The 14,176-nt window shown below is 69.1% G+C and carries 14 protein-coding genes and 1 riboswitch; of the genes, 10 read left to right on the top strand and 4 right to left on the bottom strand.

Annotated features, from left to right (window positions below; translation table 11 throughout):
- Positions 1-2 precede the first annotated feature (2 nt).
- Both prpB and ACWH43_RS11635 read left to right on the top strand, forming a co-directional pair.
- The gene (gene prpB / locus ACWH43_RS11640; RefSeq protein WP_158448060.1) at positions 3-938 is read left to right on the top strand and encodes a methylisocitrate lyase; all 936 of its coding nucleotides are present in this window, start codon (positions 3-5) and stop codon (positions 936-938) included.
- Between the two features lie 117 nt (positions 939-1,055).
- Positions 1,056-1,988, top strand: coding sequence for a carbon-nitrogen hydrolase family protein (locus tag ACWH43_RS11635; protein WP_158446346.1), 933 nt, complete (start codon positions 1,056-1,058; stop codon positions 1,986-1,988).
- A 36-nt stretch (positions 1,989-2,024) separates the two neighbouring features.
- On the opposite strand, the gene ACWH43_RS11630 is transcribed toward ACWH43_RS11635, so the two are convergent.
- A complete protein-coding gene (locus tag ACWH43_RS11630) occupies positions 2,025-3,443 on the bottom strand; it encodes a short-chain fatty acyl-CoA regulator family protein (RefSeq protein ID WP_158448059.1) in 1,419 nt (472 codons plus the stop codon).
- A 132-nt stretch (positions 3,444-3,575) separates the two neighbouring features.
- On the opposite strand from ACWH43_RS11630, the gene ACWH43_RS11625 reads away from it, so the two are divergent.
- The 3 genes from ACWH43_RS11625 (at position 3,576) to metE (ending at position 8,548) form a co-directional block, all read left to right on the top strand.
- Positions 3,576-5,261: an isocitrate lyase gene (locus ACWH43_RS11625; protein WP_448153472.1), complete on the top strand. Its 1,686-nt coding sequence runs from the start codon at positions 3,576-3,578 to the stop codon at positions 5,259-5,261.
- A gap of 66 nt (positions 5,262-5,327) precedes the next feature.
- The gene (locus tag ACWH43_RS11620; protein ID WP_158446343.1) at positions 5,328-5,561 is read left to right on the top strand and encodes a hypothetical protein; all 234 of its coding nucleotides are present in this window, start codon (positions 5,328-5,330) and stop codon (positions 5,559-5,561) included.
- A 324-nt stretch (positions 5,562-5,885) separates the two neighbouring features.
- Positions 5,886-6,087: riboswitch (cobalamin riboswitch) on the top strand.
- Between the two features lie 112 nt (positions 6,088-6,199).
- Positions 6,200-8,548: a 5-methyltetrahydropteroyltriglutamate--homocysteine S-methyltransferase gene (gene metE / locus ACWH43_RS11615; RefSeq protein WP_260349673.1), complete on the top strand. Its 2,349-nt coding sequence runs from the start codon at positions 6,200-6,202 to the stop codon at positions 8,546-8,548.
- 87 nt (positions 8,549-8,635) lie between these two features.
- Here the strand turns inward: metE and ACWH43_RS11610 are convergent, their stop codons facing one another.
- The gene (locus ACWH43_RS11610) at positions 8,636-8,908 is read right to left on the bottom strand and encodes a hypothetical protein (RefSeq protein ID WP_158446341.1); all 273 of its coding nucleotides are present in this window, start codon (positions 8,906-8,908) and stop codon (positions 8,636-8,638) included.
- Positions 8,909-9,034: 126 nt separating this feature from the next.
- Between ACWH43_RS11610 and ACWH43_RS11605 the strand changes: the two genes are divergently transcribed.
- Together ACWH43_RS11605 and ACWH43_RS11600 are read left to right on the top strand one after the other, a co-directional pair.
- Positions 9,035-9,244, top strand: coding sequence for a hypothetical protein (locus ACWH43_RS11605; RefSeq protein ID WP_158446340.1), 210 nt, complete (start codon positions 9,035-9,037; stop codon positions 9,242-9,244).
- 19 nt (positions 9,245-9,263) lie between these two features.
- Positions 9,264-9,431 carry a hypothetical protein gene (locus tag ACWH43_RS11600; protein ID WP_260349675.1) on the top strand — a complete coding sequence of 56 codons (168 nt, stop codon included), beginning with the start codon at positions 9,264-9,266 and terminating at the stop codon, positions 9,429-9,431.
- Positions 9,432-9,454: 23 nt separating this feature from the next.
- Here the strand turns inward: ACWH43_RS11600 and ACWH43_RS11595 are convergent, their stop codons facing one another.
- The gene (locus ACWH43_RS11595; RefSeq protein ID WP_448153471.1) at positions 9,455-9,661 is read right to left on the bottom strand and encodes a hypothetical protein; all 207 of its coding nucleotides are present in this window, start codon (positions 9,659-9,661) and stop codon (positions 9,455-9,457) included.
- A 240-nt stretch (positions 9,662-9,901) separates the two neighbouring features.
- Here ACWH43_RS11595 and ACWH43_RS11590 point away from each other — a divergent pair, with 240 nt between their 5' ends.
- Positions 9,902-10,438, top strand: a complete 537-nt coding sequence (locus tag ACWH43_RS11590) for a PRC-barrel domain-containing protein (protein ID WP_158448058.1) — start codon at positions 9,902-9,904, stop codon at positions 10,436-10,438.
- 46 nt (positions 10,439-10,484) lie between these two features.
- Here ACWH43_RS11590 and ACWH43_RS11585 read toward each other — a convergent pair whose 3' ends face one another.
- On the bottom strand, positions 10,485-12,038 hold the full coding sequence (locus tag ACWH43_RS11585) for an NAD(P)H-hydrate dehydratase (protein ID WP_377785419.1): 1,554 nt from the start codon (positions 12,036-12,038) through the stop codon (positions 10,485-10,487).
- A 262-nt stretch (positions 12,039-12,300) separates the two neighbouring features.
- Here ACWH43_RS11585 and ACWH43_RS11580 point away from each other — a divergent pair, with 262 nt between their 5' ends.
- Positions 12,301-12,639: a P-II family nitrogen regulator gene (locus ACWH43_RS11580; protein ID WP_158444997.1), complete on the top strand. Its 339-nt coding sequence runs from the start codon at positions 12,301-12,303 to the stop codon at positions 12,637-12,639.
- Positions 12,640-12,736: 97 nt separating this feature from the next.
- Positions 12,737-14,146 (top strand): type I glutamate--ammonia ligase, encoded by a 1,410-nt coding sequence (gene glnA, locus ACWH43_RS11575; protein WP_158444996.1) that lies wholly within the window; start codon positions 12,737-12,739, stop codon positions 14,144-14,146.
- Positions 14,147-14,176: the final 30 nt, after the last annotated feature.

The raw sequence follows: 14,176 nt of genomic DNA, 5'->3' as shown, positions 1-14,176 counted from the left end.
ACATGCCTTATCTCGTTGGCTCCGAAATCCCGGACCAGCCCGCCGGCCGGCGCTTCCGGGCGCTGATCGAGCGCGGCGGCATCGCCCGCCTGCCGGGCGCCCATAACGGCATGACGGCGCTTCAGGCCAAGGCGGCCGGCTTCGAGGGGCTCTATCTGTCGGGCGCGGCGATGACCGCCTCGATGGGCCTGCCCGATCTCGGCATCATCACCGTCGACGAAGTCGCCTTCTTCATCCGCCAGATCGCCCGGGCCTCGGGCCTGCCGCTGCTGGTCGACGGCGACACCGGCTATGGCGAGGCGCTCAACGTCATGCACATGGTGCGCGTCTTCGAGGAGGCCGGCGCCGGCGCCGTCCATATCGAGGATCAGCTCCTGCCGAAGAAATGCGGCCATCTCAACGACAAGAAGCTCGCCGACGCGCACGACATGGCGGCCAAGGTCGCCGCCGCCGCCAAGGCCCGCCGCCACCTCTACCTGATCGCCCGCACCGACGCCGCCGCGAGCGAGGGCATGGACGGCGCCGTGGCGCGCGCCAGGCTCTTCGTCGAGGCGGGCGCCGATGCGATCTTCCCGGAGGCGCTGACCAATGCCGAGATGTTCCGCGAATTCGCGCGCCGCCTGCCCGGCGTCCCGCTGCTCGCCAACATGACCGAGTTCGGCCGCACGCCGTTCTTCACCGCCGACGAGTTCGAGGACATGGGCTACCGCATGGTGATCTGGCCGGTCTCCTCGCTGCGCGTCGCCAACAAGGCCCAGCAGCGTCTCTACACCGCCCTGGCCCGCGACGGCGGCACCCATGCCATGGTCGAGCAGATGCAGACCCGCGCCGAGCTCTACCAGACCATCGGGCTCGCCGATTACGAGGCGCTCGACGCCTCGATCGTCGCCACCGTCATCCCGGAGGGCATGCCCCAGCGGGAGCGCGAGGCCTCGTGACGATCCGACCGTGCGGGATGTGCATGGTTGCCTCCCGCATGGCCGCTTCCCGCACCGCCATCCTCGGATATGCTCGGCCAACCGGATCCGTCCCGACATTCCGGCAGGGGTGACACCATGCACAGCTACATCGCCGCCGTCGTCCAGGCCGCCTCCTTTCCCGACGATCCGCTCAGGACCGCCGGCAAGGCGGCCGAGCTGATCGGGGAGGCGGCCGCGAAGGGCGCGAAGCTGGCGGTGTTTCCCGAGGCTTTCCTCGGCGGCTATCCCAAGGGGGCGTCCTTCGGCGCGCCGGTCGGGATGCGCAAGCCGGAGGGCCGCGAAGCCTTCCGGCGCTACTATGAGGCCGCGATCGGCCTCGACGGCGAGGAGGTCGCGACCATCGCCGCGGCCACGGCGGAGACCGGGCTCTTCACCGTCATCGGCTGCATCGAGCGCGATGGCGGCACGCTCTATTGCACCGCCTTGTTCTTCGACGGGGCGAAGGGGCTGATCGGCAAGCACCGCAAGCTGATGCCGACCGCCGCCGAGCGATTGATCTGGGGGTTCGGCGACGGCTCGACCATGCCGGTCTACGAGACCGCGCTGGGGCGCGTCGGCGCCGTGATCTGCTGGGAGAACTACATGCCCATGCTGCGCATGCACATGTACTCCAAGGGGGTCGGCATCTATTGCGCGCCGACGGCGGACGACCGCGACACTTGGTTGCCCTCGATGCAGCATATCGCGCTCGAGGGGCGCTGCTACGTGCTCACCGCCTGCCAGCACATCACCCGCGGCGCCTATCGCGACGACCATGAATCGGCGCTCGGCGACGATCCCGCGACGGTGATGATGCGCGGCGGCAGCGCCATCGTCGATCCGCTCGGCCGCGTCCTTGCCGGCCCCGACTTCTCCGGCGAGACGATCCTCTACGCCGAGATCGACCCGGGCCAGATCGCCCGCGGCAAGTACGACTTCGATGCGACCGGGCACTACGCCCGTCCCGACGTCTTCCAGCTCACGGTCGACGAGCGGCCCAAGCGCGCGGTTTCCAGCACCGCCGGCTGAGGCCGGCGCAGCGGAAGCGCCTCCCCGGCCCGATGCCTAGACGGCGTTGTAGGGCACGAAGCCGTGGATGCGCTCGTCGATGGCGAGCGGCTTGCCGATCGGCGGGAAGGCGCGCTGCGGGCATTCCAGCCGCTCGCACACCTTGCAGCCGGCGCCGATCGGCGTCGCCGCGCTGGGATCGCCGAGGTCGAGCCCCTTGGAATAGACCAGCCGGCCGGCATGGCGGATATCGCAGCCGAGCCCGATCGAGAAGCTCCTGCCGATATCGCCATAGCCGCCGACGGCGTCGTTCACCGTGCGGGCGATCCAGAGATAGGTGCGCCCGTCCGGCATCTGCGCGGTCTGGGTCACGATGCGCCCCGGCTGGGCGAAGGCCTCGTAGACGTTCCAGAGCGGGCAGGTGCCGCCCACCCGCGAGAAATGGAAATCGGTCGCCGATTGCCGCTTGGAGATGTTGCCGGCGCGGTCGACCCGCACGAAGAAGAACGGGACGCCGGGGGCGCCGGGCCGCTGCAACGACGACAGGCGGTGGCAGACGGATTCGAAGCCGACGCCGAAGCGGCGGCCGAGCCGGTCGATGTCGTAGCGCTCGGCCTCGGCCGCCGCGAGGAAGACGCGGTAGGGCATGAGCAGCGCCGCGGCGAAATAGCTGGCGAGGCCGATCCGGGCGAGCGCATGCGCCTCGGGAGAACCGGCCGCGGCCTCCTCCGCCAGCCGCCCGATCGCCTCCTCCAGCTCGAGATAGCCGATCTGCGTCGCGATCTGGAAGGCGCGCTGGCCCGGATCGAGCAGCGCCGAGAGATGGAGCCGGCGCTCCTTCGGGTCGTAGCGGCGCTGGGCCTGCCCCAGGCTCTCGTTCGAGAGCAGGATGCGCACGCCGTGCCGGCGATCGAGGCGCCGCGCCAGCCCTTCCGTCACCTGGCCGGGCCTGAGCTGGGCCGCCTCGAAGATGCGTTCGGCCGCCTCGTCGAGCTCGGGGAAATGGTTGTGGTGGGCGTAGAAGAAGTCGCGCACCTGCTCGTGCGGCATCAGCGACCTGAAGGTCGCCTCGCCGCCGCTGCCGAGCCCGAGCTCGCCGGCCATGGCGTCGGCCCGCTCCAGCGCGTTGCGGTAGCGCCGGTGCAGCGCCACCACCGCCCGCCCGAGCGCGGGCATGTTCTCGACGACCTCGCGCAGCTCGCTCACGCTCACGGAATCGCCATTGGCCGGATCGGCGAAGACCTCGCGCAGATCGGCGATCATCCGCGCCTCGTCCCCTTCCGAGAAGAGCTGCACGTCGACGCCGAAGACCGCGTTGATCTTGAGCAGCACCTGCACCGTCAGCGGCCGCAGGTTCTTCTCGATCTGGTTGAGGTAGCTGGGCGAGACCTCGAGCGCCTGCGCCAGCGCGAGCTGGGTCAGGCCGCGCTCCTCCCGCAGGCGCTTGAGGCGGACCCCGGCAAACACCTTCTTCATGCGCCGCCTCCATTCACAAAATTCGCAAACATGGCCTATCGCGTTCGCATTATTTTACATTTTCAGTTCTTTTGCAGTGCACCCAGAAGTGAATATTGCGAGTCAGTCAAATCTAGCAAGAGGGCTTTCGCAATGGACGTGATTGGTTTCGACCCGGCTGCGGGACATCGCGGGGCGAGCGCCGCCGTCGCCGCGCCGGAGGCTCCCCGCAAAACCTATTCCGCGCTGCGCGGCGAGCTGCTCGCCCGCTATCCCTCGGGCTTCGCGCCCGGCGGCGTCGCCATCGACGACATCCTGCAGTTGCGCCTGCAGAACACCTTCGACACGCATCTCGACATCGCCCGCGCCATGGCGAGCGTCGTGCGCCGCGACATGGCGATCTACGACGCCGACCCGTCGCGCTTCACCCAGTCGCTCGGCTGCTGGTCGGGCTTCCACGCACAGCAGATGATCAAGGCGGTCAAGCGCCTGCGCGGCACCGCCAGGGGCGCCTATGTCTATCTCTCCGGCTGGATGGTCGCCGGCCTGCGCAACCGCTTCGGCCACCTGCCCGACCAGTCGATGCACGAGAAGACGGCCGTCGCCGACCTGATCGAGGAGATCTACGTCTCGCTGCGCCAGGCCGACGAGGTCGCGCTGAACGATCTGTTCCGCGCGCTGAAGACGGCGCGCGAAGCGGGCGATGCCAGGGCGGAGGCCGAGGCGATCGCGGCGATCGACGGCTTCGAGACCCATGTCGTCCCGATCATCGCCGATATCGACGCCGGCTTCGGCAACGAGCACGCGACCTATCTGCTCGCCAAGGAGCTGATCAAGGCCGGCGCCTCCTGCCTGCAGATCGAGAACCAGGTCTCCGACGCCAAGCAGTGCGGCCACCAGGACGGCAAGGTCACCGTGCCGCGCGAGGACTTCATCGAGAAGCTGCGCGCCTGCCGCCTCGCCTTCGAGGAGCTCGGCGTCGCCGACGGCGTCGTCGTCGCCCGCACCGACAGCCTCGGCGCCGGCCTGACCCAGAAGATCCCGGTCAGCCAGAAGCCGGGCGATCTCGCGGCCGAATACACCAAATGGCTCAAGACCGAGCCGGTCACGGCGGAAGCGCCGCTGCGCGACGGCGACGTGGCGCTCTGGCAGGACGGCAGGCTGGTGAAGCCGGCGCGGCTGCCCAACGGCCTCTTCCAGTTCAAGGAAGGCTCGGGCCGCGCCCGCGTCGTCGAGGACTGCATCGCCTTCATCAACGAGGGCGGCGCCGACCTGCTCTGGATCGAGACCGATACGCCGAACGTCGCCGAGATCGCCGCGATGGTGAGCGAGATCCGCAAGGCGGCGCCGGGCGCCAAGCTCGCCTACAACAACTCGCCCTCGTTCAACTGGACGCTGAACCTGCGCAGGCAGGTCCGGGCCGAATGGCTGAAGGAGGGGCGCATCGCAGCCGGGGACTATCCGGACGGCCCTGCACTGATGGCCGCCGATCTCGACGACAGCGAACTCGGCCGCGAGGCCGATGCCAGGCTCGCCCGCTTCCAGGCGGACATCGCCGCTGAGGCCGGCGTCTTCCACAACCTGATCACGCTGCCGACCTTCCACCTCACCGCCAAGAGCGTCGACGAGCTCTCGCGCGGCTATTTCGGGGCGGACCGGATGAAGGCCTATGTCAACACCGTCCAGCGCGAGGAGATCCGGCGCGGCATCTCGGCGGTGAAGCACCAGCACGAGGTCGGCTCCGACCTCGGCGACAGCTTCAAGGAGATGGTGGCCGGCGAACGCGCCCTCAAGGCCGGCGGCCACGCCAACGCCATGAACCAGTTCGCCGCCGCCTGATCGAGACATGGCCGGCGCATCCCGCGCCGGCCTTCCAGCCCATTCATTCTCCAGAGGGAGGCCATCATGTCCCAGCCGGAATTCAAGATCGTCCCCAAGCCGGAAATGTCCGCGGAGGACCGCGCCATCAACCGCCTCGCCGACGCGGTTCATCGTCTCAACGAGGCGGTGCAGCGCGCCGTCGAGGCCGGCATCTCGATCGAGCTGGTGCGCGTCTCGCGTTTCCATGACGGCAGCGGCAACTGGGGCGACCAGATGGTGCCCCTCGTCCGGGCGCCGGCCAGAGCGAGCGAAGGCTGATTCCCCCCCAAGGATATCCGCGAGACCATCGCTTCAGGAAACCCGGCGGGCCAGGCCCGCCGGGTTTCGCGCTTTCCCGCCCCTGGCGCCCGCTGATGTTACGGGGAAACGGGATCGTCTCGCGCTTGCCCCGGAACCCATGCCGGATCTGCGCAGCGTCTCTCCGGGGGACGGCCAAAGGCCGGCCCGAGGGCCGCGTCCGGGATGACCGCGCTCCCATGAGAACCAGCAGGGACCAGCCGGCGGCGCTGCCTCACCGCTCGACGACACATTCAAAGACATAAAGATGTCTTTATATCTCCATTGACGTTTGCGGCGGGATCGGCATACTGGCACCGTCGAGGTTCTCCCGTGCGGCCTGTCGCGCGGGAGCTAAGACGGGAAGCCGGTGAGAGGCCGGCGCTGCCCCCGCAACTGTAAGCGGCGAGCTCTTGCCCACCTGCGTCACTGAGGCCTTCGGCCTTGGGAAGACGGGCACGAGCGATGACCCGCGAGCCAGGAGACCTGCCCCGACAACGTGAACGTCCTCGGGCGGGGTGTCCCGGTGGTGCGCTTGGCGGCTCCGCCCGGACACGCGTCCGGCGGTCGTCGCTCCGCGTCCGCTATGGCCTTTGCCCCCATTTATTGGGGTTGAGCCTATGTCAAAATCAGTCTCCGTCGCCGCTCTCGGCACGCCGCGCATCGGTCCGCGCCGCGAACTCAAGACCGCGCTCGAAAGCTTCTGGGCCGGCAAGTCCGACGAGAAATCCCTTCTCGACACCGCCGCCGGCCTGCGCGCCGCCAACTGGGCCCGGCAGAAGGCGCAAGGGATCACGGTGATCCCGTCCAACGACTTCTCCTTCTACGACCAGGTGCTCGACACCAGCGTGATGGTCGGCGCGATTCCCGCGATCTACGGCTGGAAGGGCGGGCCGGTGCCGCTCGGCACCTATTTCGCCATGGCCCGCGGCTCTCAAGGAGCGGCCGGGCCGCACACCTCCTGCGGCCATGCCCATCACGACCACGACCATCATCACGGCGTTCCGGCGCAGGAGATGACCAAGTGGTTCGACACCAACTACCATTACATGGTGCCGGAATTCGAGGCCGGGCAGCGCTTCGAGCTCGCCTCGCTGAAGCCCGTCGACGAATACCGTGAGGCAAAGGCGCTCGGCTACGAGACCCGTCCGGTGCTGCTCGGCCCGGTGACCTTCCTCAAGCTCGGCAAGGCCAAGGACCCGAACTTCGCCCCGCTCTCGCTGCTGGGCGAGCTGCTCCCGGTCTATGTCGACGTGTTGCGCCGGCTCTCGGCCAACGGCGCCGAATGGGTGCAGATCGACGAGCCCTGCCTCGTGCTCGACCTCGACGAGCCCACCCGCGAGGCGCTGCGCCGGGCCTATGCGACGATCGCTCACGCCCTGCCGCAGCTCAAGCTGATGTTGGCGACCTATTTCGGCGCGCTCTGCGACAATCTCGACACCGCCGTCGCCCTGCCCGTCGCCGGCCTGCATCTCGACCTCGTCCGCGCGCCCGAGCAGCTCGACGCGGTTCTCGCCAAGGCGCCGCGCGGCCTCGTGCTCTCGCTCGGCGTGGTCGACGGCCGCAACGTCTGGAAGACCGATCTGGAGAAGGTCCTCGCGAAGATCGAGCCGGTCGCGGCCCGGCGCGGCACCGACCATGTCCAGATCGCGCCGTCCTGCTCGATGCTGCACAGCCCGATCGACCTGGAGCTGGAAGCCAATCTCGATGCCGAGGTGAAGGGCTGGCTCGCCTTCGCCGTGCAGAAGATGGACGAGCTCGCCACGCTCGGCCGGGCGCTCGCCGGCGGGCGCGAGAGCGTGAAGGACAAGCTCGCGGCCTCGACCGCGGCCGCCGCCGCCCGGCGGGCTTCGCCCAAGGTCAACGACAAGGCCGTCGCCGCACGCATGGCGCAGGTCACGGAAGCCTTCGCCCGCCGCAAGAGCGGCTTCGCCGACCGCGCGAAGCTCCAGCGCGCCCGCTTCAACCTGCCCGCCTTCCCGACCACCACGATCGGCTCCTTCCCGCAGACACCGGAGGTCCGCAAGGCCCGCGCCGCCCATGACAAGGGCCGGCTCGGCCATGCCGAATACGAGCAGTTCCTGCGCGAGGAGACGGCCCGCACCGTGCGCTGGCAGGAGGAGATCGGCCTCGACGTGCTCGTCCATGGCGAGTTCGAGCGCAACGACATGGTGCAGTATTTCGGCGAGCAGCTCGCCGGCTTCGCCTTCACCCGCCATGGCTGGGTGCAGAGCTACGGCTCGCGCTGCGTGCGCCCGCCGATCCTCTACGGCGACGTCTCCCGCCCGAATCCGATGACGGTCGCGTGGTGGCGCTATGCCCAGTCGCTGACGAAGAAGCCGATGAAGGCGATGCTGACCGGGCCGGTCACCATCCTGAACTGGTCCTTCGTGCGCGACGACATCCCGCGCAGCCAGGCCTCCCGGCAGATCGCGCTGGCGATCCGCGACGAGGTGCTCGACCTGGAGAAGGCGGGCGCCGCGATGATCCAGATCGACGAGGCGGCCTTGCGCGAGGGCCTGTCGCTGCGCCGGGGCGACTGGAAGCGCTATCTCGACTGGGCGGTGGAGAGCTTCCGCATCTGCGCCTCCGGCGTCGCCGACGCGACGCAGATTCACACCCATATGTGCTATTCGGAGTTCAACCAGATCATCGACGCGATCGCGGCGATGGACGCCGACGTCATCTCGATCGAGACCTCGCGCTCGAAGATGGAGCTGCTGGAAGCCTTCCGCAGCTACCAATACCCCAACGAGATCGGCCCGGGCGTCTACGACATCCACTCGCCGCGCGTGCCGGACGTCTCGGAGATGACCGAGCTCCTCCGGCTCGCCCGGCAGCGGCTGAAGGACGAGCAGCTCTGGGTCAATCCGGATTGCGGGCTGAAGACGCGCAAATGGGAAGAGGTCAGGCCCGCCCTGATCAACATGGTGGAAGCGGCGCGCGACCTGCGCGCGGCCGCGCACTGACGAGCCGGAAGCAGGCGCGGCCGGCCGGTCGCGCCTGCCTCTCGATCGAGATCTCCGGGGGCGCCCGCAGCCTCCGGAGCGCCGTCCTCAGCCGAGGCGGCGCGTCACGCCGCCCTTGCCCGGAATCCGGCCATGGGGCGAGAACCGTTCCCGCAGCAGATAGGCGCCGCCGCCCGGGCCGAGCGCCGGCCAGCCGGGATCGACATAGGCGTTGAGCTCCCAGCAGCGCAGTTGCAGCCGCTCGGCCTCGTTCGTCGCATCGGAGCAGCGCGAGCCCTGCGAGCGCTGCCAGAAGGCGGCCGCCGGCTCGCCTGCCAGCGCCGCGGCAGCCAGAACGGTCGCGGCCAGAATCCTAATCATCGTCGGCCCTTTCGCCTGCCCCGCCGAGCCCCATCCATGCGCCTGCGCGCTTGCGGAAAACTTAATCGCGCGGGAACAGCCGCGCCGCTCGCGGGTATTCCCCATGCAGCAACCGGGAGGCGACAGATGCGAGCCAGGGTCGAGCATGGCGCAGCCGCCGGCGATCCCACCCGCCCCGTCCTCGCGATCGAGACGGCCGAGGATTGCGAGCGGGCGCGCCACCGCATCGCGGCCCTGCGGGACTCGACTCGCGGCGAGGACGAGGAGCATGAATTGCAGGCCCTGCTCGACGCCGTGCGGAACTGGGAATCGGATCACGCGGCCCGCAAGGGCTAGGAGAACGGAGGAGAACACCGTGAAGACGCCGATCGTGGTCCATACCGACGAAGACTATGAGCGGGCTCAGCAGCGCGTCGCCGAACTGAACGCCATGCCCGACAGCGCCGAGAAGGACAACGAGTTGCAGGCCATCGCCGATGCGATGCTCGCCTTCGAGCTGAGGCGGGACGAGCCGGAGGATTGACCCGGCCGCCTCCCGCCGGCCGATCAGGAATTGTTGCTGGCGTTGAGTTCGTCGGGTCGCAGCCCCTCGTCCGGGGCGGGCGCCTCGCTGCCCGGCTGCGCCTCGGCCCAGCGCCTCGCGATCTCCGCCATGACCCGCTCGCGGGAATGGCCTGGGCGGCAGGCCGCGATATAGCGGTCGAGAGCGGCCAGCTCGGCATCCTCCAGCAGGACGGTCACGGCAGTGGGCATGGAATGGCTCCCCGGCATGGGAACAGCGGCGGCTTGCGGGCGTTGTAGCCAGAGCATCCGATCACGTCATCGCGATGCAAGCAAGTCGGCAGATCGAACGCACCGAACCTGCGGTTCGGCGCAGCGCGCGGTTTCCGCGCGCTTTCGACCGGAACCCATCCCTGCCGGCACCGGGCGGAAACGCGTTTCCGCAGCCTGTCTCGACAAGGCGCCGCCCTGGATCGTTCTAAGGAGGCAAAGATGCTCAAGAGTCAGCTCGTATTCGCGTCCGTCGGTTTTTCGTTGCTGACGGCGGCCGCGCTCGCCCAGACGAACACCCCGGCCCCGCCCTCGCCCGCCGCGCCGGCGCCGACCACGCAATCGGACAAGCTGCCCGACAACAACCTCGCCGGCCAGGGCAAGTGGCGCGCCAGCAAGCTCATCGGCGTCGACATCTACGGCCCCGACGACAAGAAGGTCGGCGACGTGACCGAGGTCATCGTCGACAAAACCGGCAAGGTCGAGATGGTGACGGTCGGCGTCGGCGGCTTCCTCGGCATCGGCTCCAAGGATGTCGCCATCCCCTTCGAGCAGGTGAGCTGGAGCGACCAGCCGGTCGCCCCGCCCGCTCCGGCCCCGGCACCCGCCGGCGGCACCGGCAATGCGGGCGGCGGCATGGCGGCGCCGCCGGCAGCCACCGCCCCCCGCGCTCCGGCGATGTATCCGGACCACGGCAAGATCTCCCTGACCAAGGAACAGCTCAAGGCGGCTCCCGCCGTGACCTATTCCGGCAGTTGAGCGCCGGCCCGAAACCGCCCCGAAACGGGGCGGTTTCCTTTTGTCGTCAGACGGTTCTCGCCAGAATCTCATGCAACAGCGGCGGCAGCGCCTCCGGCAGGTCGTCCGCGATCAGCCCGAAGCCCAGCCGCTCGCCGGCGCGGCCATGCAGCCACACGGCCGCACAGGCCGCCTCGAAGGCCGGCATGCCCTGCGCCACCAGGCCGGCGACCATGCCGGCCAGCACGTCGCCGGCGCCGGCCGTCGCCAGGGCCGGCGAGCCGGTCGCATTGATCGCGGCCCGCCCGTCCGGGCTGGCGATCACGGTATCGGCACCCTTGTAGACGACGGTCGCCCCGCTGAGCGCCGCCGCCTTGCGGGCTCGCTCCAGCTTGGAGCGCTCGGCCTCGATCGCCGGCTCCCGCCCGAACAGCCGGCGGAACTCGCCTTCATGCGGCGTCAGCACGCAGGGCGCGCCCCGCCTGGACAGGCCGGAGAGCAGGGCCGCCTCGCCGGCGAGGATGGTCAGCGCATCGGCATCGAGCACGAGCGCCTCCTCGCCGGCGACGAGCTTCGCCACCAATTGCCGGGCGCGGGCATCGAGGCCGAGGGCCGGTCCGGCCAGGACGGCAGCCCAGCGCCGGTCGGCGAGCACCTGTCCGAGCGCCGCCTCGTCCGCCAGCGCGCGCTGCATCAGGGCGTCCGGCCCGCGGGCGGCATGGGCGATCAGCGCGGCCGGCGCGCAGAAGAGCGTGGCGAGGCCGGCACCGCTGCGCAGCGCCGCCCGCCCGCTCAATCGCGGCGCCCCCACGCCCGCGACGCCGCCCGCCAGGACCGCGACCGCGCCGCGCGCGAATTTATGCGTCTCGCTGCCATGCCGGGGAAATCGGCCGGACCAGAGGCCGGGACGGTTGGCGAAGGCCGCAGGCGCGATCGCGCCGAGGGCGGCCTCGGCCGGAATGCCGATATCGGCGAGCGTCACCGGCCCGCAGAGGTCGCGGCCGGGCAGCAGCAGATGGCCGGGCTTGAGGCGGAAGAAGGTCACGGTCTCCGTGGCGCGAACCACCGGGCCCTCCGCCAGCCCGGTATCGCCCGAGAGCCCGCTGGGGACGTCGACCGCGATCACCGGCCGGCCGGAGGCGTTCAGCCGCGCCACGGCCTGCGCCGCCTCGCCGGCGAGCGGCCGGTCGAGGCCGGCGCCGAACAGGGCGTCGACGAAGACCTCGGCGCCGTCTGAAGCGACGGAGGACAGGGCCTCCACCGCGCTCCCCCACCGCCCGGCGGCCAGGGCCGCATCGCCCCGCAACGCCCCGCTCCCGCCGAGCAGCGCGACCGCGACCCGGTAGCCGCGCTCGCGCAGGATCCGCGCCGCGACGAAGCCGTCCCCGCCATTGTTGCCGGGTCCGCAGAGAACGGCGATGCGCGCCCCCGCAGCGGCATGGCGCGCAGCCACCTCCGCCACCGCGGCCCCAGCCCGCTCCATCAACGCGATTCCGGGCGTCCCGCCCGCGATCGCGATGCGGTCGGCCTCGCCCATCTGCCGCGTGGTGAGCAGGGCGAGGTCGCGGGCGGGCGCGGCAGCGGCAGCAGTCGGCGCGGCGGGCGGGGTCGAGACGGGCATGGCCCATCATGACGGCAGGCGGCGCCCACCGACAACATCCCCGGCCGGAAGCGTTGTTCAATAAATAGGCTGATGATGTATTTTTGTGCTGTTTTTTGCCTCATGATCGGGCCGCGGATACGGGGCTGCCGCATGGCGGGGCGCTGGCGCCGATGCTATGAGCAGTCATGATGTTTTGCAGATGCGAGCGGGTCCGCTCCGTCACAGCAGGCACGATCCGGCTTCGGCCGGACCCAGGGGCGCAAAGGAGGCCGGTCGGCGCATGAAGAAGATCGAAGCGATCATCAAGCCCTTCAAGCTGGACGAGGTGAAGGAAGCGCTTCAGGACGTCGGCCTGCAGGGCATCACGGTTCTCGAGGCCAAGGGCTTCGGCCGCCAGAAGGGCCACACCGAGCTGTATCGCGGCGCCGAATACGTCGTCGACTTCCTGCCCAAGGTGAAGATCGAGATCGTGCTGGCCGACGACATGGTCGAGCGCGCCATCGAGGCGATCGTCAAGGCCGCCCAGACCGGCCGCATCGGCGATGGCAAGATTTTTGTATCGGCCATCGAGGGTGCGATCCGCATCCGCACGGGCGAGACGGGCGCGGACGCGATCTGACGTTTTCCCGCATTGAGACGGTCGAGAGCTGCCGGGTGGCTTGAACACGCCCGCAGCGCGCGAATTTGAGAAGCTGCTGGCAAGAGGAATTGCTGAAATGAAGAGCGCCAAGGATGTCCTCAAGGCGATCAAGGACAACGACGTCAAATATGTCGACTTCCGCTTCACCGACCCGCGCGGCAAGTGGCAGCACTGGACGTTCGACGTCAGCATCATCGACGAGGACATCTTCGCCGAGGGCACGATGTTCGACGGCTCGTCGATCGCCGGCTGGAAGGCGATCAACGAATCCGACATGCTGCTGATGCCGGATCCGACCACCGCGACGCTGGACCCGTTCTTCTCGGCCGCGACCATGGTCATCAACTGCGACGTGCTCGAGCCCGGCACCGGCGAGCCCTATGCCCGCGACCCGCGCAGCATCGCCAAGAAGGCCGAGGCCTATCTCAAGTCGACCGGCATCGGCGACGCGGTCTATGTCGGCCCCGAGGCCGAGTTCTTCATCTTCGACGACGTCAAGATCGCCGCCGACCCCTACAACACCGGCTTCCAGCTCGATGCCGTCGAACTGCCGGTGAACGGCATGACCGACTATGAGGGCGGCAATTTCGGCCACCGCATCGCCACCAAGGGCGGCTACTTCCCGGTCCCGCCGCAGGATTCGGCGCAGGACATGCGCGGCGAGATGCTGGCGGCCATGGCCGCGATGGGCGTCGCGGTCGAGAAGCACCATCACGAGGTCGCCTCGGCCCAGCACGAGCTCGGCATGAAGTTCGACACGCTGGTGCGCACCGCCGACCAGATGCAGATCTACAAGTACTGCATCCACAACGTCGCCCAGAGCTACGGCAAGACCGCGACCTTCATGCCCAAGCCCGTCTATGGCGACAACGGCTCGGGCATGCATGTCCACCAGTCGATCTGGAAGGGCGGCAAGCCGCTCTTCGCCGGCAACAAATATGCCGACCTGTCGCAGGAGTGCCTCTGGTACATCGGCGGCATCATCAAGCACGCCAAGGCCCTGAACGCCTTCACCAACCCCTCGACCAACTCCTACAAGCGCCTCGTCCCGGGCTATGAGGCTCCGGTGCTGCTCGCCTATTCGGCGCGCAACCGCTCGGCCTCCTGCCGCATTCCGTGGACGACCTCGCCGAAGGCCAAGCGCGTCGAGGTCCGCTTCCCCGATCCGATGGCGAACCCCTATCTCGCCTTCTCGGCCATGCTGATGGCCGGCCTCGACGGCATCGTGAACAAGATCGATCCGGGTCCGGCGATGGACAAGGACCTGTACGACCTGCCGCCGCGCGAGCTGAAGAAGATCCCGACGGTCTGCGGCTCGCTGCGTGAGGCGCTGGAATCGCTCAAGAAGGACAACGCCTTCCTCAAGGTCGGCGGTGTCTTCAGCGACGATTTCCTGGAGAGCTATATCGAGCTCAAGATGCAGGACGTGATGCGCTTCGAGATGACGCCGCATCCGGTCGAGTTCGCGATGTACTACTCCTATTGAGAGAGACCGGCTGCGGCCGGCAGGCCGGGG

It is taken from the genome of Allobosea minatitlanensis, assembly GCF_964020775.1.
This window is presented reverse-complemented; position numbering and strand designations above follow the sequence as displayed.